Raw genomic sequence first — 22,429 nt, forward strand, 5'->3', positions numbered from 1 at the left:
GGCGGGGACACCCGGCGCGCCTCAGGACCCGGCGACCGCCGGCTGCCGTTCGCGGGCGGCGGCCGGCCCGCGGCCTAGCGCCGACTCGACGGCCCAGCGGCCCGGCCCGAACGCGGCGATGAGCAGAAACGTCCAGCAGAACAGCGCCGACGCCTCCCCTCCGTTCTCGATCGGCAGCAGACCCGATCCCTGGTGGACGGAGAAGTACGCGTACGCCATCGAGCCCGAGCACACGAACGCGGCGACGCGGGTGCCGAGGCCGAGCATGACCAGGGCGCCGCCCACCAGTTGGATGGCGGCGGCCCACCAGCCGGGCCACTGCGCGACGGCCGGTACCTCGCCGCGCGGTCCGCCGAGGACGTCGAACAGGGTGGCCGCACCGTGGCAGGCGAAGAGCAGGCCGATCACGATGCGGAAGAGGCCGAGGACGTGGTCCCGGCTCCGGTCGAGCAGGGTCATGGGTGGTCTCACTCTCGTGTGGGGGTCCCGGGTTCCGTGGGGGATCCGGGCGGTGAGGGTGCCTTTTCTGGTCTAGACCAAGTGAGACCCTAGGGCAGCCCGCGGAGGGTGTCCAGACCGCCCCGCCGGGGCCGTGACATTGCGTCGAACTCGTAGGTATGGCTCGGCCGCGAGCGGGAATCCGCATGTCTACCAGGCAGCCAGGAACCGGGCGTACCGGTGACCGACGGTGGAGGTGTGTCAGATGACCGGGAAAATACTGGAGACCTTTCCGGCCGGTGAGCCCCGCGGCTGCCGGGCGGCCGAGGACTACGCTGCCCAGCGGCAGCGCGAGGGTGTGCCCGCCAGCGTCGTGATGGACATGGAGACGGACTCGTTCCTCGTCGTGGTCCCGGACCCGCAGCTGGCCTGAGCCCGAGCATTCAGCACCGAGTACCGACGGAAAGACCCCATGGACACCTCCAAGCTCGAACTGGCGGCCCAGCGTTTCGACGACGCGCGGACCGCCCTGGAATCGGCACAGTCGGACCTGCGCGCCGAGGCCGTCGCGGCCCTGCGCGAGGAGGGGGCGAACGAGGCCTCGATCGCGGAGGTCAGCGCGATCACCGGCTGGAGTCCGCAGGAGATCAATCAGCTGGCGGGCGCCGACTCGCCGCTCTGACTCCCCGCACCACCCGCAGCGCCCGGGGCCGCACAGTCGAACTGTGCGGCCCCGGGCGCTGTGACGTGGCGCGCTGCGTCTCAGCGCTTCACGGCCCGCAGCACCACGAACTTCGCGTCGCCCGCGACCAGTTCGCAGTTCCCGTAGAGCCGCTTCAGCTTGAGGTGGTAGCCGAGGTGCCGGTTGCCGACGATCCACAGTTCGCCGCCCTGGCGCAGCGCCCGGCGCGAGGTGGTGAACATCCGCCAGGCGGTGGCGTCGGTCATCGCCTGGTGGGAGTGGAAGGGCGGGTTGCTGAGCACCAGGTCGACGCTGCCGGGGGCGAGCCCGTCGAGCGCGTCGGCGACCGCGAACTCGGCCGGGTTCGCGGCCCCGTTCTTGGCGTAGGTGGCCTCGGCGGAGGCGACCGCCTGGTGCGACTCGTCGGCGAACAGGACCTCGGCCCGCGGGTTGGCCGCCGCGAGGGCGGTGCCGATGACGCCGTTGCCGCAGCCGAGGTCGACCGCGCGGAACGGTCCGTCGCCGGTGGGCATGTTCTTGCAGAAGAAGCGGGTGCCGATGTCGAGGCGCTCGGCGCAGAAGACCCCGGCGTGGTTGACGACGGTCAGCCCGGAGGCGAGTCCGGCGTCGGCGTCCACCTGGTAGGTCTTCGGCCAGGGGCTCGGCGCGCGGGCGAGGGACGGGTCCGGGGTGGAGAAGATCAGCCGGGCCTTCTTCTCGGCGAGCGAGGTGCGGGTCGGGCCGATGATCCGCTCGAACAGGTCGAGCGTAGAGGTGTGGATCTCCTTCACCATTCCGGTGCCGACCACGACGGTGTCCGCGTGGACGGCGGGGGCGAGCCGCCGCAGCTGGTCCTCCAGGAGCGCGAGGCTCTTGGGCACCCGCACCAGCAGGACGTCGACCCGGTCGGGCGGGGTGTCCCGGGTGGAGAGCAGCCGCGCCTCGCCGGCCTCGTTGCGGGCGAGGTTGGCGCGGGTGGCCTGCTGGCCGAGGTAGGAGTCGCTGATCTGGACGGGCGGCGGCCCGGCGGGTCCGGCCGACGCGGTCCGGCGGGCGGCGAGCGCGGTGGTCAGCGCGCCCCAGCGGTCGCCGACGACGACCACGGTGCCGCCGAGCGCGGCCCGTACGCCGTCCTCCGCCTCCCGGTCGGCGAGGTGCCGCAGCAGGTAGTCGTCGGATGCGTCCCAGGCGCGCAGCTGGTCGCGGGGGTCCTCGGGGTAGCGGGTGAGGGCGTGCTCGCCCCAGGGCGTGATCGAACGGTTCATGGTCCGCCCAGGCTAACGCGGACGGGCCGGCAGCACCCCCGGCGTCCCCGGCGGACGGCACGACGGCCGCCGGCCGGGGACCCCCTCGGCCTCAGGCCGCCCGCACCCCCAGCCCCGGGTTGCCGCAGGTGCGCAGCCACCGGTAGCCGTACGGCCCCAGCTCGGCGTGGACGCGGCCGTCGTCGCCGACCGTGCAGGTCTCCCCGCTGAGCACGTCCGCCAGCTCGGTGCCGGGCTTCGTCCCGGGCATCTCGAGGGCGACGGGAACGGTCCGGTCGGAGAAGTTGTGCAGCGCGAGCACGCACTCCCCCTCCAGCGCGCTGCAGTGCGCGAGGACGGCGGGGTCCTCCGCGGCGAGGATCTCGACGTCGCCCCAGGCCAGCTCGGGCGACTCGCGGTAGCGCTCGGCGAAGACGCGGATGCGCGAGAGCAGGGAGTCGGCGTCGAGCGCCTGGTCCTGGACGTTGACGTGCTCGGGCCCGTAGTCGCCGGTGGCCAGCGGCTCGGGGTACTTCTCCGGGTCGGCGGAGGAGAAGCCGGCGGTCGGCTCCGGGGTCCACTGCATCGGGGTGCGGACGGCCTGGCGGGCCTCGGCGGCCAGGTTCTCGCCCATGCCGATCTCCTCCCCGTAGAAGAGGACCGGGGTGCCCGGCAGCGTGAACAGCAGGCTGTAGGCGAGCTCGATCCGGCGGCGGTCGCCGCCGACCATCGGGGGCAGGCGGCGGCGCAGGCCCCGGTCGTAGAGCTGCATGTCCTTCTCCGGGCCGAAGGCGGCGAAGACCTCCTCGCGCTCCTCGTCGCTCAGCTTGTCGAGGGTGAGCTCGTCGTGGTTGCGGACGAACGTGGCCCAGTGCGCGTCGCGGGGCGCGTCGGGGCGGTCGCGCAGGGCGCGGTCCAGCGGGCCGGCCTCGCCGCGGGCCATGGAGAGGTACATCTGCTGCATGCCGATGAAGTCGAAGCACATCGTCAGCTCGTCGCCGCGGCCGGTGCTGGGCTCGCCGAAGAACTTCGCGGTCTCCTCGTAGGGCAGGTTGACCTCCCCGAGCAGCACCGCCTCGCCGTTGCGGCGGCCGAGGAAGGCACGCAGGTCGGCGAGGTACTCGTGCGGGTCGGGCAGCTGCTCGGCGTCGAGCTGGCCGTCGGTCTCCAGGAGGAACGGCACGGCGTCGACGCGGAAGCCGGAGAGGCCGAGCTCGGTCCAGAAGCCCATGATGCGGGCGATCTCGTCGCGGACGGCCGGGTTGGCGATGTCGAGGTCGGGCTGCTGCTTGTAGAAGCGGTGCAGGTAGTACTGGTCGGTGCGCTCGTCGTACTCCCAGAGGCTGTCCTCGGAGTCGGGGAAGACGACGCCCTCGGGCCCCTCGCCCTTCGCCGGCGGCTCGTCGCGCCAGACGTACCAGTCGCGGTGGGCGGAGTCGCGCGACGAGCGGGCGTCCTCGAACCACGGGTGGTGGTCGGAGGTGTGGTTGACGACGAGGTCGGCGATGACGCGTATGCCGCGGTCGCGGGCGGTGCGGACGAACTCGGTGAAGTCCCCGAGGGTGCCGAGGCGGGGGTCGACGCCGTAGAAATCGGTGATGTCGTAGCCGTCGTCGCGCTCGCGGGTCGGGTAGAAGGGCATCAGCCAGACGCAGGTGACGCCGAGGCGGACCAAGTGGTCGATGCGCTGGGTGAGTCCGGCGAAGTCGCCGATTCCGTCGCCGTTGCCGTCCTGGTACGTCTCGACGTCCAGGCAGTACACGACGGCGTTCTTCCACCACAGGTCGGACGTCCGGGTCATCCTCATCGAAGTGCTCCAGGGCTCGTGACGGGCGTTGCACGGCAGCGCGTACCCGGAGGACCGGGGATCATCGCCCGGCCGCGTCAACGCCCGGCCGCGCGCCGTCGGTTCATGTGCCCCGCGTTCGCGGAGGAATCGCGAAGGTCCACACCACAACATTGACGCGTCCCTGACGGGTCGATACGTTCCAGTCAGCCGTTGAGAGCGCTCTCAGAGTCGCTGCGGAGTGCTCCCTCGCGCCCACCCCCCACCGCACGGTCTTCCCGATGAGGAGAAGAGCTTGTCCGCCAACGCTCCCGCAGCTCCCCCCGCGGCCCCCCGAAGCCACCGCGCCCGGCGCTCCCGCCGCCGGTCCGCCGCCCTGGTCGCCGCGCTGGCGCTCGCCGGCGGCGGCATCGTCGCCACCCAGGTCATCCCCTCCGCCGAGGCGGCGGTGCCCGCGACGATCCCGCTCACGCTGACCAACAACTCCGGCCGCGGCGAGCAGGTGCACGTCTACGTCATCGGCACCGACCTCGCCTCCGGCCGCCAGGGCTGGGCCGACGCCAACGGCACGTTCCACCCGTGGCCCGCCGGCGGCAACCCGCCGACGCCCGCCCCGGACGCGTCGATCGCGGGCCCGGCCAACGGCCAGGCGAAGACCATCCGGATGCCGAAGTTCTCCGGCCGGGTCTACTTCTCCTACGGGCAGAAGCTCGTCTTCAAGCTGACCACCGGCGGTCTGGTGCAGCCCGCGGTGCAGAACCCGAGCGACCCGAACGCGAACATCCTGTTCAACTGGACGGAGTACACGCTCAACGACTCCGGGCTGTGGATCAACAGCACGCAGGTCGACATGTTCTCCGCCCCGTACGCGGTCGGCGTGAAGCGCCCGAACGGCACCACCGCGACCACCGGGCACCTCAGGCCCGGCGGCTACAACGCGGTCATCAACGCGCTGCGCGCCCAGTCCGGCGGCTGGGGCGGTCTCGTCAGGACCCGTTCCGACGGCACGGTCCTGCGGGTGCTGGCCCCCGGCCACGGCATCGAGGCGGGCGCGCTGCCTGCCTCCGTCATGAACGACTACGTCAACCGGGTCTGGAGCAAGTACTCCTCGCAGACGCTCACCGTCACGCCGTTCAAGGACCAGCCGAACACCAAGTACTTCGGGCGGGTCTCGGGCAACACCATGAACTTCACCAACGGTTCGGGCCAGGTCGTCACCAGCTTCCAGAAGCCCGACTCCGACAGCATCTTCGGCTGCTACAAGCTCCTCGACGCCCCCAACGACCTGGTCCGCGGCCCCATCTCCCGCACCCTGTGCGCCGGTTACAACCGCTCGACGCTCCTGAGCAACCCCAACCAGCCGGACGCGAACAACGCCGACTTCTACAAGGACGCGGTCACCAACCACTACTCGGCGAGGATCCACGCCCAGATGCAGGACGGCAAGGCCTACGGCTTCGCCTTCGACGACGTCGGCGCGCACGAGTCGCTGGTCCACGACGGCAACCCGCAGCAGGCGTACATCACGCTGGACCCGTTCAACTAGGCTTCAAAAACAGCTAGTTGACGGCCGGGGCCCCGGGGCGCACGCCGTCCCGGGGCCCCGGCGCGCTCACTTCCCGGCGACGTACGCCTCGATCAGGCGGAGCCAGATCTCGCTGATCGTCGGGTACGACGGGACGGCGTGCCGGAGGCGGGCGACGGGGACCTCGCCGGCGATCGCGACGGTGGCGGAGTGGATGAGCTCGCCGACGGCGGGACCGACGAAGGTGACGCCGAGGAGGATCTCGCGGTCGAGGTCGACGACCATCCGGGCGCGGCCCTTGTACCCCTCGGCGTAGAGGCCGGCGCCCGCGGCCGCGGACATCTCCTGGTCGACCGCGCGCACCCGGTGGCCCGCGCGCTCGGCCTCGGCGAGGGTGAGGCCGACGGAGGCGGCCTCGGGGTCGGTGAAGACGACCTGGGGCACGGCCGCGTGGTCGGCGGTGGCCGCGTGCGCGCCCCACGGGTCGGTCTCCAGGATCGGGACGCCCTGGGCGCGGGCGGCGATGGCCGCGCCCGCGATCCGGGCCTGGTACTTGCCCTGGTGGGTGAGGAGCGCGCGGTGGTTGACGTCGCCGACCGCGTACAGCCAGTCGTGGCCGGGGACGCGCAGGCTGTCGTCGACGTCGATCCAGGCGCCGTCCTCCAGGCCGACGGAGGCGAGGCCCAGGTCGTCGGTGCGCGGTGCGCGGCCGGTGGCGAAGAGGACCTCCTCGACGTCCAGGGTCGAGCCGTCGTCGAGGGTGAGCGTGACGGTGGCGCCGTCGCGCCGGAGCTCGGTGACGGAGACGCCGGTGCGGATCTCCGCCCCCGCCTCCTTCAGGCCGTCGGCGACCAGCTCGCCCGCGAAGGGCTCCATCCTCGGCAGCAGGCCGTCCCCGCGGACCAGCACGGTGACCTGGGCGCCGAGCGCCTGCCAGGCGGCGGCCATCTCGACGCCGACCACTCCCCCGCCGACCACCGCGAGCCGCGCGGGCACCTCGCGTGCGCTGGTGGCCTCCCTGCTGGTCCAGGGCCGGGCGCCGTCGATGCCGGGCAGGTCGGGCAGCACCGCGCGGGTGCCGGTGCACACGGCGACGGCGTGCCGGGCGGTGAGGGCGGTGACGGTGCCGTCCGCGGCGGTCACGCTCACCCGCTTGGCTCCGTCGAGCCGGGCCGTCCCGCGGAAGAGGTCGATGCCGGCGGAGTCGAGCCACTCCACCTGGCCGTCGTCCTTCCAGCCCGAGGTGAAGCCGTCGCGGCTCGCGAAGATCTCGGCCGTGTCCAGCGGACCCTGCACCGCGGCCCTGAGCCCGGGCACCCTGCGGGCGTCGGCGCGGGCGGTGACGGGGCGCAGCAGCGCCTTGCTCGGCATGCACGCCCAGTACGAGCACTCGCCGCCGACGAGTTCGCTCTCCACCACGGCCGCGCCGAGTCCGGCGGCGCGGCAGGTGTCGGCGACGTTCTCGCCGACGGGGCCGGCGCCGAGGACGACGACGTCGTAGATCCTGTCTTCAGTCATGCGAACAGTGTGGTCGGGGGTGTGAGCCGTGGCCACATGGGCAGCGGAATAGGGATGCGCCCCGCATGGTTGTGCGGAGCAGATTTCCCCGGATGTCCGGAAGAGGTACACACACCGTGAGCACACTCGAACTGACCAAGGAAAACTTCGACGAGATCGTCGAGCAGAACGACTTCGTCCTCATCGACTTCTGGGCGTCGTGGTGCGGCCCCTGCCGCCAGTTCGCGCCGGTCTACGAGGAGTCCTCGGAGCAGAACCCCGACCTGGTCTACGCGAAGATCGACACGGAGGCGCAGCCCGAGCTGGCGGCGGCGTTCCAGATCCAGTCGATCCCGACGCTCATGATCGTGCGCGACAAGGTCGCCGTCTTCGCCCAGCCCGGCGCGCTGCCGCAGTCGGCGCTGGAGGACGTGATCGGCCAGGCGCGGAAACTGGACATGGACGAGGTCCGCCAGCAGATCGCCCAGGCCCAGGCCGCGGAGGCGAACGGCGCGGCGCCGGACCAGCAGCCCGGCGGCCCGGCGAGCGCCTGACGCGCGGCCCCGTACGCCAGGAGGGGCGGCTCCCCGGACCCCGGGAGGCCGCCCCTTCGGCGTGTCGCTCGCAGTCCCGACCCCTGTTTCGGCGTGCCCCGACCCCGGGTCCGGCGATGCCGCGGAGCCCGGGGCCGGCGCGTACGCCGCAGGGCGGCGGGTCGACGGGCAGGCGACGCGGCGCCTCGCAGTGCCCACCGCCGTCAGCCGATGGGTTCGGCGCGCCCGGGAACGCCGGGCCGGCCGACGTCCGATGCCCCTCGGCGTGTCCGCGCCGGTTCAGCCCCCGGCGAGGACGGCCCAGAGCGCCGGGTCCTCGAAGTTCAGCGCCCAGAGCGCGGTCGACTCCACGCCGTGCCTGCGCAGCACCTCCAGGTGTTCGGCGACCCCTCGTGCGTCCTGGTACCAGACCTGCCGCCGGACCCCGTCCTCCTCGTAGTCGAAGTGCGGCGTCCGCGAGTCCTCGTCGATTTCGTAGGGCGCGCCCACCTCCTTCCGCAGCGCCTCCGCCTCGTGCCAGGTGACGTGCCGGGCGCGCGCGTCGCTGCCCTCGGCCCAGTCCCAGCCGTAGGCGGGCAGACCCATCTCCAGCTTGTCGCGGGGGATCTTCGCGGTGGCGTTGGCGAGGATGTCCTCGTAGAACTCCGGCGACGCGATCGGCCCGGGCTTCCCGGTCGCCCAGTGCAGGTTGTACGCCATGATCCGCACCCGGTCGGCGACCCGCCCGAGCCGCTCGTAGTCCCAGACGCGCCCGCTGACGGCCGTCTGCGGGGTGACGGTGGCGATGCACTGTTTCCGCAGCTCGTGCAGCGTGTCGCAGAGCTCGGTGAGGAGGTCCGCGTAGCCGTCGCGGACGGCGCGCCAGGTCGCGTCGCCGGTCGGCGCGATCGACTCGTAGTCGATGTCGAGCCCGTCGTGGTCTCCGGCGCGGACGACGGCGAGCAGGGCGTCGACGTGCCGGGCGCGCAGGGCGGGGGTCGTGACGATCTCGGCGAGCTTCCCGGCGGGCATGGTCTCCATGACGGTCGGCACGACCTGGATCCCGGCCGCCCGGAGCCCGTCGACGATCCGACGCTCGCCCGCCCCGCGGTGGCCGGCGACCCGCTCGGCGGAGTGCGCCTGGTACCAGAAGGGGCTGACGGTGTGCAGCTGCCCGGCGTGCTCCAGCGCGTCGCGGTACGCGCCCTCCTGGTCCCAGTACGGGAGCCAGGCGGAGACGGTGCGCGGGAGCCCGCCGCCGGCGGGAGCCGGCCCCGGCGCGCCGGCCGGTGCGGCGGCGGGCGCTGCGGCCGGCGCGCCGGCGGGTGGCGGCGACGGTTCGGCCTCGACGGCGGCGGCCGCCGGGGCGAGCAGCAGCAGCCCGCAGACCACGGCGACCAGCGTCTTCCTCGTGTCCATCCCCCGACCCTGCGGCCGCTGACGGCCCGTCCGCTCGGCGGGATGGTCCATCGGGGTCGTACCGTGTCCCGATGACCTTCCTCGACACGCCGGCGCAGCCCGGCAGCTCCGGCCCCTCGGCGACCACGGAGTGCGACCCCCTGGCCGTCGGCCCCGTCCGCACCGCCTACGCGCCCGACCGCGACGGCGATCCGGACCCGGGCGAGATCGTCTGGACCTGGGTGCCGTACGAGGAGAACGACGGGCGCGGCAAGGACCGCCCGGTCCTGGTGGTCGCCCGCGAGGCGGCGGGCACGCTCCTCGCGGTGCGCCTGTCGAGCAAGCCTCACCACGGCGACCGCGAGTGGGTGCGCATCGGCTCCGGCCCCTGGGACTCCGCCGGGCGCGACTCCTGGGTCGACCTCGACCGCGTCCTGCGCGTCCACGAGGCGGGCATGCGCCGCGAGGCCTGCGCCCTGGACCGCCCCCGCTTCGACGCGGTGACGGCCCGCCTCCGCGCCCGCTACGGCTGGACCTGACGCCCCGCTCGCCGTGCGGAATCCGCGGATCCGGGGTTTCGTGGTCACCGGACCCCGGTACCGCGGCGGTCCGCCATGACGCGAAGGCGCCCTTGTGCCGGAGGCATCGCGCGGGTTTGTCTGGACAGAAGGAACTCGGTCCCACCCGGACCGGGAGGAACTTCCGTCTCCGACATGTCAGGGAGGTTCGTGTCATGACACCGCTCACCGCGGAGGACGTCGAAGCACGAATCCGATGTATCTGCTTCAAGACCGGCCCGCCGCGCACCACCGGCGTGGAGCTGGAGTGGCTGGTGCACGACGCCGACGACTCCCGCACCCCCGTCTCCGACGACCGCCTCGACACGGCGTACGCGGCTCTCCGGAAAATCCCGCTGGACTCCGCGCTCACCGTGGAACCGGGCGGGCAGCTGGAGCTGAGCTCGCTGCCGGCCCCCTCGCTCACCGCGTGCGTCGACTCCGTCGCCGCCGACCTCGACCGGGTGCGCGAGGCACTGCGCCCCCACCGGCTGACCCTGGTCGGCCGCGGCCAGGAGCCGTACCTGCCGCCCCGGCGCCATCTGCACTCGGAGCGGTACAACACGATGGAGGCCTTCCTCGACCGGTCGGGACCGGCCGGGCGGTCGATGATGTGCGGCTCCGCCTCCGTCCAGGTCTGCCTGGACGCGGGGTACGAGGAGCCGGGCCCGCTCGGCCTCGGCCGGCGCTGGCTGCTCGCCCACCTCCTGGGCTCGGTCCTGGTGGCCGCGTTCGCCAACTCCGCGCTCCAGCTGGGGCGGCCGACCGGATGGCGCTCCACCCGGCAGGCGCACTGGGCCGACATCGACCCGGTCCGCGCGCTCGCGCCGGGCCCCGGCGACCCGCGCGCGGCGTGGGCCGCGTTCGTTCTCGACGCGCCCGTGATGTGCGTGCGCCGGGACGACGGCCCGTGGGACGTCCCCACGGGTCTCACCCTGCGCGCGTGGCTGGAGACCGGCGCGCCCCGCCCCGTCACCCAGGAGGACATCGACCACCACGTGTCCACGCTGTTCCCGCCGGCCCGGCCGCGCGGTCATCTGGAGCTGCGGATGATCGACGCCCAGCCGGGCGACGACGGCTGGCAGGTGCCGCTCGCGGTGACGGCCGCGCTCTTCGACGACCCGGAGGCCGCCGAGACCGCCTACCGCGCTGTCAAGCCGCTGGCCGAGCGGACCGGCGACCGGCCGGCGCCGCGCAACCCGCTGTGGCGGGACGCGGCCCGCGACGGGCTCACCGATCCCGAGCTGCGGTCGGTCGCCGAGACCTGCTTCGCCGCGGCCCTGGAGGCGCTGCCCCGCCGGGGCGTCTCCCCCGCGGTGCGGAGGGCCGTCGCCGACTTCACCGAGCGGTACGTGTCGCGCGGGCGCTGCCCCGCCGACGACCAGCTGGACCAGTTCCACGGAAGGAGCGCATCCGCATGACCGTGAACGGAACCGGGCACGGGACGCCGCGCGGAGCAGAGGACGCGACGGAGCACGACGCCGAGGCGCTGCGGACACGGGCGCTCACCGCGCTGTCCGAGGCCCGCGACCGGACCGCCCTGCTCACCTCCTGCGTCGACGAGGACGAGCTGACCGCCCAGCACTCCCCCCTGATGTCCCCGCTGGTCTGGGACCTGGCGCACATCGGGAACCAGGAGGAGCAGTGGCTCCTGCGCACCGTCGGCGGGCAGGAGGCGCTCCGCCCCGAGATCGACTCGGTGTACGACGCCTTCGAGCACCCGCGCTCCGAGCGCCCCACCCTGCCGCTCCTGGCCCCGGCCGAGGCCCGGACGTACGCGGCGGACGTGCGCGGCCGGGTCCTCGACGTCCTTGAGCGCACCCCCTTGCGGGGCGGCCCGCTCCTGGACGCCGCGTTCGCGTTCGGGATGGTCGCCCAGCACGAGCAGCAGCACGACGAGACCATGCTGATCACCCACCAGCTGCGGCGCGGCCCGGCGGCGCTCACCGCACCCGACCCGGACGCCTTCCCCGGGCCGGAGGGCGTGCTGCCGCCGGAGGTGCTGGTCGAGGCGGGCCCCTTCACCATGGGCACCTCCGACGAGCCGTGGGCGCTGGACAACGAGCGGCCGGCCCACCGCCGGCTCGTCCCGGCGTTCTTCCTCGACACCACCCCGGTGACCTGCGGCGCCTACCTCCGGTTCGTCGAGGGGGGCGGGTACCACGACCCGGCGCTGTGGGAGCCGGAGGGCTGGGCGCAGATCCGCAAGCACGACATCGAGGCCCCGCTGTTCTGGCGCAAGGACGCCGGGCAGTGGCTGCGCCGCCGCTTCGGCGTCGTCGAGCCGGTGCCGGAGGACGAGCCGGTGCTGCACGTCAGCTGGTACGAGGCCGACGCGTACGCCCGCTGGGCGGGGCGGCGGCTGCCGACGGAGGAGGAGTGGGAGAAGGCCGCCCGGCACGATCCGGCGGCCGACCGCTCCCGCCGCTACCCGTGGGGCGACGACGAGCCCACCGCGGCCCGCGCCAACCTCGGCCAGCGGCACCTGCGCCCGGCCCCTGCGGGCAGCTACCCCGAGGGCGAGTCGGCTTACGGCGTACGGCAGTTGCTCGGTGACGTGTGGGAGTGGACGTCCAGCGACTTCCTCCCCTACCCCGGCTTCGCCGTCTTCCCCTACCGGGAGTACTCCGAGGTCTTCTTCGGCGACGCCCACAAGGTGCTGCGCGGCGGCTCGTTCGCCGTCGGCACGGTGGCGGCGCGGGGCACCTTCCGCAACTGGGACCTGCCGGTGCGGCGGCAGATCTTCTCCGGATTCCGCACGGCGAGGGACGCCTGATGTGCCGTCATGTCGCTTACCTGGGGCCCGAGGTGCAGCTGCGGACGCTGTTGCGGGACCCGCCGCACGCCCTGCACCGGCAGTCGTGGGCGCCCCGCCGGCAGAAGCACGGCACGGTGAACGCCGACGGATTCGGCGTCGGCTGGTACGCGCCCGGGGACCCCGTCCCCGCCCGCTACCGGCGGCCCGGGCCGATCTGGGCCGACCTCGGTTTCACCGACCTGTCCCGGGTGGTGCGCACGAGCGCGCTGCTCGCCGCCGTCCGCGACGCCACCGCCCCGGGCCCGGACCAGGAGGCGGCGGCCGCGCCGTTCGCCTCGGAGCGGTGGCTGTTCAGCCACAACGGGGCGGTGCGCGGCTGGCCCGGCAGCCTGAGCGCGCTCGTGGACTCGCTGCCGCCGGCCGAGCTGCTCACCCTGGAGGCGCGCAACGACTCCGCGCTCGTCTGGGCTTTGGTGCGCCACCGGCTCGCCGACGGCGACGACGGGCCGACCGCGCTCGCCGACACCGTCCTGGAGGTCGCCGAGGCGGCCCCGACCTCCCGGCTGAACCTGCTGCTCACCGACGGCGAGACGATCACCGCCACCGCCTGGGGCGACACCCTGTGGTACCGCTCCGAACCCGGCCGCAGCACCGTCGTCGCCTCCGAGCCGTACGACGACGACCCGTACTGGTGCGAGGTGCCCGACCGGACGCTGCTCGCCGCCAGCCGCACCGACGTCCTCCTCACCCCCCTCAAGGAGCCCACCGCGTGAGCCGCGCCTTCGAGATCACCCGCACCCTGCCCGAGGACACCACCGGCGCCGACCTGCGCGCCGACGTCCTCGGCGGACTCACCGCCGAGCCGAAGGTGCTGCCGCCGAAGTGGTTCTACGACGCCCGGGGCAGCGAGCTGTTCGACGAGATCACCACGCTGGAGGCGTACTACCCGACCCGCGCCGAGCGGGAGATCCTGCTCGCGCGGGCCGGGGAGATCGCCGAGGCGACCGGGGCGCGCACCCTGATCGAGCTGGGCTCGGGGTCCTCGGACAAGACCCGCCACCTGCTCGACGCGCTGCCGGACCTGCACACCTACCTCCCCGTGGACGTGAGCGAGAGCGCGCTCACGCAGGCCGCGCAGGCGCTGGCCGAGGAACGGCCCGGCCTCGCCGTGCACGCGCTGATCGCCGACTTCACCCGCGAGCTCGACCTGCCCGGTGATCCGCCGGGCCCCCGGCTGGTGGCCTTCCTCGGCGGGACGCTCGGCAACCTGCTGCCCGCCGAGCGGGCGGGGTTCCTGCGGGCCGTGCGCGGCATGCTCGCCCCCGGCGACGCGCTGCTGCTCGGCACCGACCTGGTGAAGGACCCCGCCGTCCTGGTTGCCGCGTACGACGACGAGCAGGGGGTCACCGCGGCGTTCGACAAGAACGTGCTCGCCGTGATCAACCGGGAGCTGGGCGCCGACTTCGACCTCGACGCGTTCGACCACGTCGCCGTGTGGGACGCCGAGCGGGAGTGGATCGAGATGCGGCTCCGGTCGCGCGAGGCGACCACCGTGAAGATCCCGGCCCTCGACCTGGCCGTCGACTTCGCGGCCGGGGAGGAGGTCCGTACCGAGGTCTCGGCGAAGTTCCGCCGGGACGGCATCGCCGCGGAGCTGGCGGCGGCCGGGTTCGAGCTCGCCCGGTGGTGGACGGACGAGGGCGGCCGGTTCGCCCTGTCGCTGTCGACGGTGCCCGACGCGGCCGGGAACGGGAACGCACAGACCGTCTGAACCGTCAGGCGCGATCCAGTACGACCGAACGAGGAGACGAAGATGTCGAACCACACCTACCGGGTCACCGAGATCGTCGGGACCTCGCCCGAGGGCGTCGACCAGGCGATCCGCAACGGTGTCCAGCGGGCGTCGCAGACCCTCCGAAATCTCGACTGGTTCGAGGTGACGCAGGTGCGGGGGCAGATCGTCGACGGGACCGTCGAGCACTTCCAGGTCGGCCTGAAGGTCGGCTTCCGCCTGGAGGAGGGCGAGCAGTGACATCGGCGGCCTCCGGCCGCGTGGCCTCAGCCGCCGGTCCGGCTGCCGCGCCGCGCTGAGTGCCACCGCGTGTCCCGGCCCGCACCCCTCCCGGGTGCGGGCCGGCTCACGTCCGGCCCTCCCCCTCCTGGGCGGTCCTCAGCGCCGCCGACTCCTGCGCCCAGCCCGCGCGCACGACCCGGAAGCCGGCCTGCTCGGCGGCGTCGCAGACGAGGACGTCGTCGTCGACGAGCATGCGGATCTCGCGGGTGCGGGCCAGCTCCTGGAGCTTCTCCAGCTTGTAGTGCCGGGCCGGCCGGTAGTCGTTGCCCGGGCGCATCCAGAGCTTGCCTGCGGGCAGACCGTGCTCGGCCAGCCAGTCGAGGGTGTCGCGGCGGCAGCGGACGGGCCGGCCGGTCAGGTACTGGACCTCGCAGTCCTCCGCGCTCTCCAGGGCCAGGCGCACGCCCTCCTCCAGCGGCGGGTCCGCGGGCCCGGCGGAGAAGAACCCCTTCCAGTCCCGGGGCGTCCGCTCCAGGAAGTGCTGCCGGTGGGCGGTGTCGGCGAGCGTGTTGTCCAGGTCGAATACGGCCAGCGGCCGGCGCTTCTCGGTCACCCGAACAGCGTAGGGAATGCGTCCCCGCGGGAGGCGTTGAACACGGTGTGAGCTCTGTGATCGCCGACACCCGCTTCTCCGTCCTCGACCGCTCCCGGACCCGCCGTGGGCAGCCGGGCGCGCAGGCGCTGCGGGACACGGTGGCGCTCGCGCGGGAGGTCGAGGCGCTCGGTTACGCGCGGTTCTGGGTGTCGGAGCACCACAGCGTGCCGGGCGTGGCGGGTTCCGCGCCGACCGTCCTCGCGGCGGCCGTCGCCGCGGCGACCTCGCGGATCCGGGTCGGCACCGGCGGGGTGATGCTGCCCAACCACCTGCCGCTGGTGGTCGCCGAGCAGTTCGGCGTCCTGGAGTCGCTGTTTCCGGGCCGGATCGACATGGGGCTCGGCCGCTCGGTCGGCTTCACCGACGGCATCCGGCGCGCGCTCGGCCGCGACAAGGACGACGCCCGGGACTTCGGCGCGCAGCTCGCCGAGCTGCTCGGCTGGTTCGACGGCACGACCCCGTACCCCGGCGTGCACGCCCGCCCCGCCGAGGGCCTGCGACCGCCGGCGTTCGTGCTCGCCACCGGGGCCGGGGCGCGGGTCGCCGCCGAGGCCGGGCTGCCGCTGGTGATCGCGGCGGCGCGCGGCGAGGACGCGATGCTGCGGGCGATCGACGACTACCGCACCGCGTTCCGCCCGTCCGCGTGGGGCGAGCGGCCGTACGTCGTGGTGTCCGGGACGATCGCCGTCGCCGGGACCGCACGGGAGACGCGGGAGCTGCTGGTGTCCGAGGCGTGGGCGGCGGCGTGGTCCCGCACCCGCGGCGAGTTCCCGCCGCTCGCGCCGGCCGAGGAGGTCCTCGCGCGGGAGATGTCGGAACGGGAGCGCGGCTACTTCGAGGACGCCCTGCGCGGGCAGCTCCACGGCACCGAGGAGCAGGTCGCGAGCGGCCTGGAGAAACTGCTCACCCGGTCCGGGGCGGACGAGTACCTCGTCGCGACCAGCACGTACGACCGGGCCGCGCTGCTCGACTCCTACGCTCGGCTGGCCCGGCTGACCGGCCTCACCCGACGGTCCTGACCAGCCAAAACGCTTAGAGTCGTGGGTATGGACGACGCCGAGAACGGATTCATCCGGGTGCGCGGGGCCCGCGAGCACAACCTGCGGGACGTGGACGTCGACGTGCCCCGGGACGCGCTGGTCGTCTTCACCGGCGTCTCCGGGTCGGGCAAGTCCTCGCTCGCCTTCGGCACGATCTACGCGGAGGCGCAGCGCCGGTACTTCGAGTCCGTGGCGCCGTACGCGCGGCGGCTGATCCACCAGGTCGGCGCGCCGAAGGTCGGCGGGATCACCGGCCTTCCGCCCGCCGTGTCCCTGGAGCAGCGCCGCTCCGCGCCCGGCTCCCGCTCCTCCGTCGGCACGGTCACCACGCTGTCGAACCTGCTGCGGATGCTGATGTCCCGGGTCGGCGACCACCCGCCGGGGGCCGAGCGGCTCGACTCGGACGCGTTCTCCCCGCGCACGGCCGTCGGCGCGTGCCCGGTCTGCCACGGGGTGGGGCGGACGTACGACACCAGCGAGGAGCTGCTCGTCCCCGACCCCTCGCTGTCGGTCCGGGAGGGCGCGATCGCCGCCTGGCCGGGGGCGTGGCTCGGCAAGAACCTGCGGGACATCCTCGACACGCTCGGCCACGACGTGGACCGGCCGTGGCGGGAGCTGCCGGCGGCCGACCGGGAGTGGATCCTGTTCACCGACGAGCAGCCGGTGGTCACCGTCCACCCGGTGCGGGACGCGGCGCGGATCAACCGGCCTTACCAGGGCACGTACCAGAGCGCCCGGCGGTACGTCCTGCACACGTTCGCCGACACGAAGAGCGCCTCCTTGCGGGCGAAGGCGGAGCGGTTCCTGAGGAGCGAGCCGTGTGCGGCGTGCGGGGGCAGCGGGCTGCGGCCCGAGGCGCTCGCGGTGACGTTCGCGGGGCGGACGGTGGCCGAGCTGGCGGGGCTGCCGCTCGCCGCGCTCGCGGAGCTGCTCGCGGGCCGCGCGGACCGGGGCGGGACGGAGCGGGTGATCGCCGATGACCTGCTGGCGCGGATCTCCGTCGTCACCGAGCTGGGCCTGGGCTATCTGAGCCTCGACCGCACCGCCCCCACCCTCTCCGCCGGCGAGCTCCAGCGGCTGCGGCTCGCCACCCAGCTGCGGTCCGGCCTCTTCGGCGTGGTGTACGTCCTCGACGAGCCGTCGGCCGGGCTCCACCCCGCCGACGCCGAGGCGCTGCTCACCGTCCTGGAGCGGCTGCGGGCGGCGGGGAACTCGGTGTACGTCGTCGAGCACCACCTGGACGTGGTGCGCCGCGCCGACTGGCTGGTCGACGTGGGGCCGGGCGCCGGGGAGCACGGCGGGCGGGTGCTGTACGGCGGACCGCCGGACGGGCTGCGGCAGGTCGAGGGGTCCGCGACCCGGCGCTTCCTGTTCGGCGGCGCGGCTCCGGAGCCGCGGGCGGTGCGGACGGCCCGGGAGTGGCTGACGGTGGGGCCGGTGACGCGGCACAACCTCAGGGACGTGGCGGCGGACCTGCCGCTCGGCACGCTGACCGCCGTGACGGGGGTGTCCGGCTCGGGCAAGTCGACGCTGGTGGGCGCGATCGACGGCGTGGAGCGGCTGGTGACGGTGGACCAGAAGCCGATCGGCCGCACCCCGCGCTCCAACCTGGCCACGTACACCGGGCTGTTCGACGTGGTGCGCAGGCTGTTCAGCGCAACCGAGGAGGCGGGGGAGCACGGGTACAAGGCGGGCCGGTTCTCCTTCAACGTGGCCGGCGGGCGCTGCGAGACCTGCCAGGGCGAGGGGTTCGTGTCGGTGGAGCTGCTGTTCCTACCGAGCACGTACAGCCCCTGCCCGGACTGCGCGGGCGCGCGCTACAACCCCGACACGCTGCGGGTGGCCTACCGCGGCCGGAACATCGCCGAGGTCCTCGACCTGACGGTGGAGGCGGCGGCGGACTTCTTCGCGGACGTGCCAGCGGCCGCCCGCAGCGTGCGCGCGCTGCTCGACGTCGGGCTCGGCTACCTGCGGCTCGGGCAGCCCGCCACGCAGCTCTCCGGCGGCGAGGCGCAGCGCATCAAGCTGGCCACCGAGCTGCAGCGGGCCCGGCGCGGACACACCCTCTACGTCCTGGACGAGCCGACGACGGGGCTGCACCCGGCTGATGTCGAGGTGCTGATGCGGCAGTTGCACGACCTGGTCGACGCCGGGAACTCGGTGGTGGTCGTCGAGCACGACATGCGGGTGGTGGCCGGCGCGGACTGGGTGGTCGACCTGGGGCCGGGCGGTGGCGACGAGGGTGGCCGGATCGTGGCGGCCGGGCCGCCCGCCGACGTGGCCCAAACGCCCGGGAGCCGTACGGCCCGGTATTTGTCGGCCGTTCTCGCGGGTTAGCCGAACCCGGGGCGCGTCCGGCTCGTTGGGCCCGGCAAGGGCCCCGCCCGGCCGGCGGCCGGGGCGCGGGCGGACGTACGGTTCGAGGAGTGGGTGTGGGCGATCTGTCGGTGGGCGCGCGGTCGGAGGTCCCGGGGGCGGGACCGGAGGCGGCTGAGGGCGGGGCGCCGCCGCCCGCGGGCGGGAAGCGGGCGAAGGGGAAGCGCAAGCCCAGGCCGCTCTGGAAGGAGCTGCCGATCCTGCTGGTCGTCGCCCTGTTCCTGGCGTTCCTGGTGAAGACGTTCCTGCTCCAGGCCTTCTCGATCCCCTCGGGCTCCATGGAGAGCACCTTGCAGAAGAACGACCGGGTACTCGTCGACAAGTTGACGCCGTGGTTCGGATCCGAGCCGGAGCGCGGCGAGGTCGTGGTGTTCCACGACCCGGGCAGCTGGCTGGCCGCGCAGCCGGTCGTCGAGCAGACGGCCGTCCAGAAGGCGCTGGGCTTCGTGGGGCTGATGCCGTCGGCGGCGGACCGGGACCTCATCAAGCGGGTCATCGGGACGGCCGGGGACACCGTCGAGTGCGAGGGGACGGGCCCGGTGAAGGTCAACGGGCGTGCGCTGGAGGAGGGTTACGTGTACGCGGGCAACACGCCGTGCAGCACGGACCCGGACGGGCAGTTCAAGGTCACGGTTCCCGAGGGGCACCTGTGGGTGATGGGCGACCACCGCCAGGCCTCGGCCGACTCCCGCTACCACCGCGACGAGCACGACGGCATGGTGCCGTTGGACGAGGTGGTCGGCCGGGCCGTCGTGGTCGCGTGGCCGGTCGACCGCTGGTCGACGCTGCCGGTGCCGGACACCTTCGACGGGCGGTGATCCCGGGGCCGCTCAGGGACTCTCCGGGAACGGCACCGTGAGCTGCGCCCGCACATGGGCGCGGAGCACCCCCGCCATGTCCGTCACGCAGCCGCTGAGCAGCCACTGCACCTGGAGGCCGTCCATGAGCGCGATGAACTGGCTGCCGGCCGTGTCCGGATCGATGCCGGGCCGCAGAGCGCCCTCGTCGCGGGCCTGGGCGTAGGCGAGCGCGGTGGTGGTCACGGAGTTGCGGTAGCGGTCCACGAAGTAGTCGTGGGCGGGGTGTCCGGCCGAGGTGGCCTCCGCGGCGAGCACCGAGTACAGCTCGACGATCCCCCGCCGCCGGGCGTTGAGTTCGGCCAGGTCGGCGAGCCGGCGCAGCCGGTCGATGCCGGCGGGGTCGCCGAGCCACTCGTCGTCGACGGCGTCCCGGTGCTCCAGGACGGCGAGCAGCAGGGACTCCTTGGTCGGGAAGTGGTGGAGCAGACCGGGGTGGGAGATGCCGCAGCGGGTGGCGATGACCCGCAAGGAGGCCCCCCGGTAGCCCACCTCGCCGAAGAGGCTCATGGCCTGGTCGAGGATCTCCCGCCGCTTCGCGCGGCCCTTCGCGTAGCCCTGCCGCGTCGTCGCGGTCACCGGCCGCCTCCCTCACGTGCGCTTACGTCGTCGACGGCCGGAAAACGCCGTCGCCGGTCTCAGATTCCCACAGTTACCTACTTACCACTAGGTCGGTATTCGTCGTACGGTGAACGGGATCGCCGCCGCGAAAGGACCCGCCGTGCCTCTGCTGCCCTATCTCGACCCCGCTCTGCCCGTCGCCGAGCGCGTCGCCGACCTCGTCGGACGCATGACGCTGCCCGAGAAGGTCGGCCAGATGTGCCAGCTGAACGCCAAGGACGGCGTGCGGCACCAGGTGGCGGACCTGCACGCCGGCTCGATCCTGCACGCCTCGCCGGAACGGGTCCGGGAGGCAGCGGAGCTGACCGCCCGCACCCGGCTGCGGATCCCGCTCCTGGTGGCCGAGGACTGCATCCACGGGCACTCCTTCTGGGAGGGCGCGACGATCTACCCCACCCAGCTCGGCCTGGCGGCGACCTGGGACCCCGAGCTGGTCGAGCGGGTCGCCCGCGCGGCGGCGGTCGAGGTCGCGGCGACCGGGGTGCACTGGACGTTCTCTCCGGTCGTGTGCATCACCCGCGACCTGCGCTGGGGCCGGGTGAGCGAGACGTTCGGCGAGGACCCGTTCCTGATCGGCGAGTTGGCCTCGGCGATGGTCCGCGGCTACCAGGGCGAGGGCCTCTCGGACCCGACGGCGATCCTGGCGAGCGCGAAGCACTTCGCCGGCTACTCCGAGACGCAGGGCGGCCGGGACGCCAGCGAGGCGGACCTCTCCCGGCGCAAGCTGCGCTCGTGGTTCCTGCCGCCGTTCGAGCGGGTCGCGAAGGAGGGCTGCCGGACGTTCATGCTGGGCTACCAGTCCACGGACGGCGTGCCGATCACGGTCAACAGCTGGCTGCTCGACGAGGTCCTGCGCGGCGAGTGGGGCTACGAGGGCACGCTCGTGACCGACTGGGACAACGTCGGCCGGATGGTGTGGGAGCAGCGCATCCACCCCGACTACGCGCACGCCGCCGCGGCCGCCGTCCGGGCCGGCAACGACATGATCATGGCGACGCCGGGCTTCTTCGAGGGGGCCCAGGAGGCCGTCGCGGCCGGGATGCTCGACGAGGCGGAGCTCGACGCGGCCGTGGCCCGGATCCTCACGCTCAAGTTCGAGCTCGGCCTCTTCGAGAACCCGCGCCACCCGGACGCCGCCCGGCAGGCGGCGGTGATCGGCAGCGCGGAGCACGCGGAGCTGAACCTGGAGGCCGCCCGCCGCTCGCTGGTGCTGCTGACCAACGACGGCACACTGCCGCTGGCCGGCGGGTTCACCGCGGGCGCGGACGGCCGCGCGGTGGCCCGTGACGCCGCCGCGCCCGCGCGGACGGTCGCCGTGATCGGCCCGAACGCGGACGACGCCCAGACACAGCTCGGCGACTGGGCGGGCTCCTCCGGCCAGATCGACTGGATGCCCGACGGGCAGCCGCGCCACATGATCCGCACCGTGCTCGACGGCTTCCGCGAGCACGTCCCCGCGGGCTGGGACGTCGTCCACGCGCGCGGCGCGGACATCCTGACCGTCGGCCCCGACCCGGAGGGGGCGTTCTTCCCCGACGGGCAGCCGCGCCCCGAGGTCGTCGTGCCCGCCGAGCCGGACGCGGAGCTGATCGCGGAGGCGGTCGCGGCCGCCGAGGCCGCGGACCACGTGGTCGCGGTCGTCGGCGACCGGATCGAGCTGGTCGGCGAAGGACGGTCCACGGCCACGCTCGAACTCATCGGCGGGCAGGTCGCGTTGCTCGACGCGCTCGCCGCGACCGGCAAGCCGCTGGTCGTCGTCGTCATCAGCTCCAAGCCGCTGGTCCTGCCCCCGTCCGTGCTCGGGGCGGCGGCGGTCGTCCACGCGGCGAACCCGGGCATGCTCGGCGGCCGGGCGGTCGCGGAGCTGATGCTCGGCCTGATCGAGCCGTCCGGGCGGCTGCCCGTCTCCTACGCCCGGCACGCGGGCCAGCAGCCGACGTACTACAACCAGGTCCGCGGCCAGCACGGCACCCGGTACGCCGACCTCACCCAGAGCCCGGCGTTCGTCTTCGGCGAGGGGCTGACGTACACCACGGTCGAATACTCGGGCCTCGAGGTGCTCACCGCGTCGGTCGGCCGGGCCGACACCGTACGGGCGAAGGTCACGCTGGCGAACACCGGGCAGCGGCCCGCCCTGGAGACCGTGCAGGTGTACGTCAGCGACACGGTGACGTCGGTGACCTGGGCGGAGAAGGAGCTGAAGGCGTATCGGCAGGTGCGGCTCGCGCCCGGTGAGCGGCGGGAGGTCGTCGTGGAGGTGCCGGTCGCGGACTGCACGCTGGTGGACGCGCAGGGGCGGCGGGTGGTCGAGGCGGGGGCGTTCGAGCTGCTCGTGGGCCCGTCGTCGCGGGACGAGGCGCTGCTGCGGGCCGGGTTCACCGTCAAGGACTGAGCCGGCCGAGGTGTGCGGGGGCCCCGGACACGTGGGGGGACGCGTCCGGGGCCTCC

21 protein-coding genes are annotated in these 22,429 nt (G+C 73.8%); 14 read left to right on the forward strand and 7 right to left on the reverse strand.

Annotation, left to right across the window (positions count from 1 at the left end; all coding sequences use genetic code 11):
• Positions 1-21: 21 nt before the first annotated feature.
• The gene (locus ACFWEG_RS10965) at positions 22-459 is read right to left on the reverse strand and encodes a DoxX family protein (protein WP_387212077.1); all 438 of its coding nucleotides are present in this window, start codon (positions 457-459) and stop codon (positions 22-24) included.
• A gap of 244 nt (positions 460-703) precedes the next feature.
• On the opposite strand from ACFWEG_RS10965, the gene ACFWEG_RS10970 reads away from it, so the two are divergent.
• Both ACFWEG_RS10970 and ACFWEG_RS10975 read left to right on the forward strand, forming a co-directional pair.
• Positions 704-871, forward strand: a complete 168-nt coding sequence (locus ACFWEG_RS10970) for a hypothetical protein (protein ID WP_387212079.1) — start codon at positions 704-706, stop codon at positions 869-871.
• Between the two features lie 39 nt (positions 872-910).
• Positions 911-1,120 (forward strand): hypothetical protein, encoded by a 210-nt coding sequence (locus tag ACFWEG_RS10975; protein WP_387212082.1) that lies wholly within the window; start codon positions 911-913, stop codon positions 1,118-1,120.
• An 80-nt stretch (positions 1,121-1,200) separates the two neighbouring features.
• On the opposite strand, the gene ACFWEG_RS10980 is transcribed toward ACFWEG_RS10975, so the two are convergent.
• A complete protein-coding gene (locus ACFWEG_RS10980) occupies positions 1,201-2,385 on the reverse strand; it encodes a methyltransferase (protein WP_387212085.1) in 1,185 nt (394 codons plus the stop codon).
• A gap of 91 nt (positions 2,386-2,476) precedes the next feature.
• Entirely contained in the window at positions 2,477-4,171 is a 1,695-nt protein-coding gene (locus tag ACFWEG_RS10985) for an alpha-amylase family protein (protein ID WP_387212088.1), read from the reverse strand.
• A gap of 355 nt (positions 4,172-4,526) precedes the next feature.
• Between ACFWEG_RS10985 and ACFWEG_RS10990 the strand changes: the two genes are divergently transcribed.
• Positions 4,527-5,696, forward strand: coding sequence for a glycoside hydrolase family 64 protein (locus ACFWEG_RS10990; protein ID WP_387212194.1), 1,170 nt, complete (start codon positions 4,527-4,529; stop codon positions 5,694-5,696).
• A 66-nt stretch (positions 5,697-5,762) separates the two neighbouring features.
• On the opposite strand, the gene ACFWEG_RS10995 is transcribed toward ACFWEG_RS10990, so the two are convergent.
• Positions 5,763-7,193, reverse strand: a complete 1,431-nt coding sequence (locus ACFWEG_RS10995; RefSeq protein WP_387212091.1) for a dihydrolipoyl dehydrogenase family protein — start codon at positions 7,191-7,193, stop codon at positions 5,763-5,765.
• A 116-nt stretch (positions 7,194-7,309) separates the two neighbouring features.
• Here ACFWEG_RS10995 and trxA point away from each other — a divergent pair, with 116 nt between their 5' ends.
• Complete coding sequence (gene trxA, locus ACFWEG_RS11000; RefSeq protein WP_387212094.1) at positions 7,310-7,726, forward strand: thioredoxin; 417 nt, start codon at positions 7,310-7,312, stop codon at positions 7,724-7,726.
• A gap of 279 nt (positions 7,727-8,005) precedes the next feature.
• Here trxA and ACFWEG_RS11005 read toward each other — a convergent pair whose 3' ends face one another.
• Positions 8,006-9,124, reverse strand: coding sequence for a glycosyl hydrolase family 18 protein (locus ACFWEG_RS11005; RefSeq protein ID WP_387212097.1), 1,119 nt, complete (start codon positions 9,122-9,124; stop codon positions 8,006-8,008).
• Positions 9,125-9,195: 71 nt separating this feature from the next.
• On the opposite strand from ACFWEG_RS11005, the gene ACFWEG_RS11010 reads away from it, so the two are divergent.
• The 6 genes from ACFWEG_RS11010 to ACFWEG_RS11035 all read left to right on the forward strand — a co-directional run bounded on the left by ACFWEG_RS11010 (position 9,196) and on the right by ACFWEG_RS11035 (position 14,450).
• Complete coding sequence (locus ACFWEG_RS11010; RefSeq protein WP_387212100.1) at positions 9,196-9,642, forward strand: type II toxin-antitoxin system PemK/MazF family toxin; 447 nt, start codon at positions 9,196-9,198, stop codon at positions 9,640-9,642.
• A 194-nt stretch (positions 9,643-9,836) separates the two neighbouring features.
• The gene (gene egtA, locus ACFWEG_RS11015) at positions 9,837-11,081 is read left to right on the forward strand and encodes an ergothioneine biosynthesis glutamate--cysteine ligase EgtA (protein WP_387212103.1); all 1,245 of its coding nucleotides are present in this window, start codon (positions 9,837-9,839) and stop codon (positions 11,079-11,081) included.
• Entirely contained in the window at positions 11,078-12,436 is a 1,359-nt protein-coding gene (gene egtB, locus ACFWEG_RS11020; RefSeq protein WP_387212106.1) for an ergothioneine biosynthesis protein EgtB, read from the forward strand. The genes egtA and egtB overlap by 4 nt, the downstream gene beginning before the upstream one ends.
• Positions 12,436-13,191 carry an ergothioneine biosynthesis protein EgtC gene (gene egtC, locus ACFWEG_RS11025; protein WP_387212108.1) on the forward strand — a complete coding sequence of 252 codons (756 nt, stop codon included), beginning with the start codon at positions 12,436-12,438 and terminating at the stop codon, positions 13,189-13,191. The genes egtB and egtC overlap by 1 nt, the downstream gene beginning before the upstream one ends.
• On the forward strand, positions 13,188-14,189 hold the full coding sequence (gene egtD / locus ACFWEG_RS11030; RefSeq protein WP_387212111.1) for an L-histidine N(alpha)-methyltransferase: 1,002 nt from the start codon (positions 13,188-13,190) through the stop codon (positions 14,187-14,189). Before egtC ends, egtD begins: the two co-directional genes overlap by 4 nt.
• 42 nt (positions 14,190-14,231) lie before the next feature.
• On the forward strand, positions 14,232-14,450 hold the full coding sequence (locus ACFWEG_RS11035) for a dodecin (RefSeq protein ID WP_387212114.1): 219 nt from the start codon (positions 14,232-14,234) through the stop codon (positions 14,448-14,450).
• Positions 14,451-14,556: 106 nt separating this feature from the next.
• Here the strand turns inward: ACFWEG_RS11035 and ACFWEG_RS11040 are convergent, their stop codons facing one another.
• Positions 14,557-15,045: an HAD family acid phosphatase gene (locus ACFWEG_RS11040; RefSeq protein ID WP_387212117.1), complete on the reverse strand. Its 489-nt coding sequence runs from the start codon at positions 15,043-15,045 to the stop codon at positions 14,557-14,559.
• A 47-nt stretch (positions 15,046-15,092) separates the two neighbouring features.
• On the opposite strand from ACFWEG_RS11040, the gene ACFWEG_RS11045 reads away from it, so the two are divergent.
• The 3 genes from ACFWEG_RS11045 (at position 15,093) to lepB (ending at position 19,321) form a co-directional block, all read left to right on the forward strand.
• Positions 15,093-16,106, forward strand: a complete 1,014-nt coding sequence (locus ACFWEG_RS11045) for an LLM class flavin-dependent oxidoreductase (protein ID WP_387212120.1) — start codon at positions 15,093-15,095, stop codon at positions 16,104-16,106.
• A 27-nt stretch (positions 16,107-16,133) separates the two neighbouring features.
• On the forward strand, positions 16,134-18,464 hold the full coding sequence (locus ACFWEG_RS11050) for an ATP-binding cassette domain-containing protein (protein ID WP_387212122.1): 2,331 nt from the start codon (positions 16,134-16,136) through the stop codon (positions 18,462-18,464).
• A 95-nt stretch (positions 18,465-18,559) separates the two neighbouring features.
• Positions 18,560-19,321, forward strand: a complete 762-nt coding sequence (gene lepB, locus ACFWEG_RS11055; RefSeq protein WP_387212126.1) for a signal peptidase I — start codon at positions 18,560-18,562, stop codon at positions 19,319-19,321.
• A gap of 12 nt (positions 19,322-19,333) precedes the next feature.
• On the opposite strand, the gene ACFWEG_RS11060 is transcribed toward lepB, so the two are convergent.
• Positions 19,334-19,939: a TetR/AcrR family transcriptional regulator gene (locus ACFWEG_RS11060; protein WP_387212129.1), complete on the reverse strand. Its 606-nt coding sequence runs from the start codon at positions 19,937-19,939 to the stop codon at positions 19,334-19,336.
• A 142-nt stretch (positions 19,940-20,081) separates the two neighbouring features.
• Between ACFWEG_RS11060 and ACFWEG_RS11065 the strand changes: the two genes are divergently transcribed.
• Positions 20,082-22,373, forward strand: a complete 2,292-nt coding sequence (locus tag ACFWEG_RS11065; protein WP_387212132.1) for a glycoside hydrolase family 3 N-terminal domain-containing protein — start codon at positions 20,082-20,084, stop codon at positions 22,371-22,373.
• Positions 22,374-22,429: the final 56 nt, after the last annotated feature.

The sequence above is a fragment of the Streptomyces sp. NPDC060194 genome, assembly GCF_042728285.1.
In the GTDB taxonomy this organism is placed as follows: Bacteria; Actinomycetota; Actinomycetes; order Streptomycetales; family Streptomycetaceae; genus Streptomyces.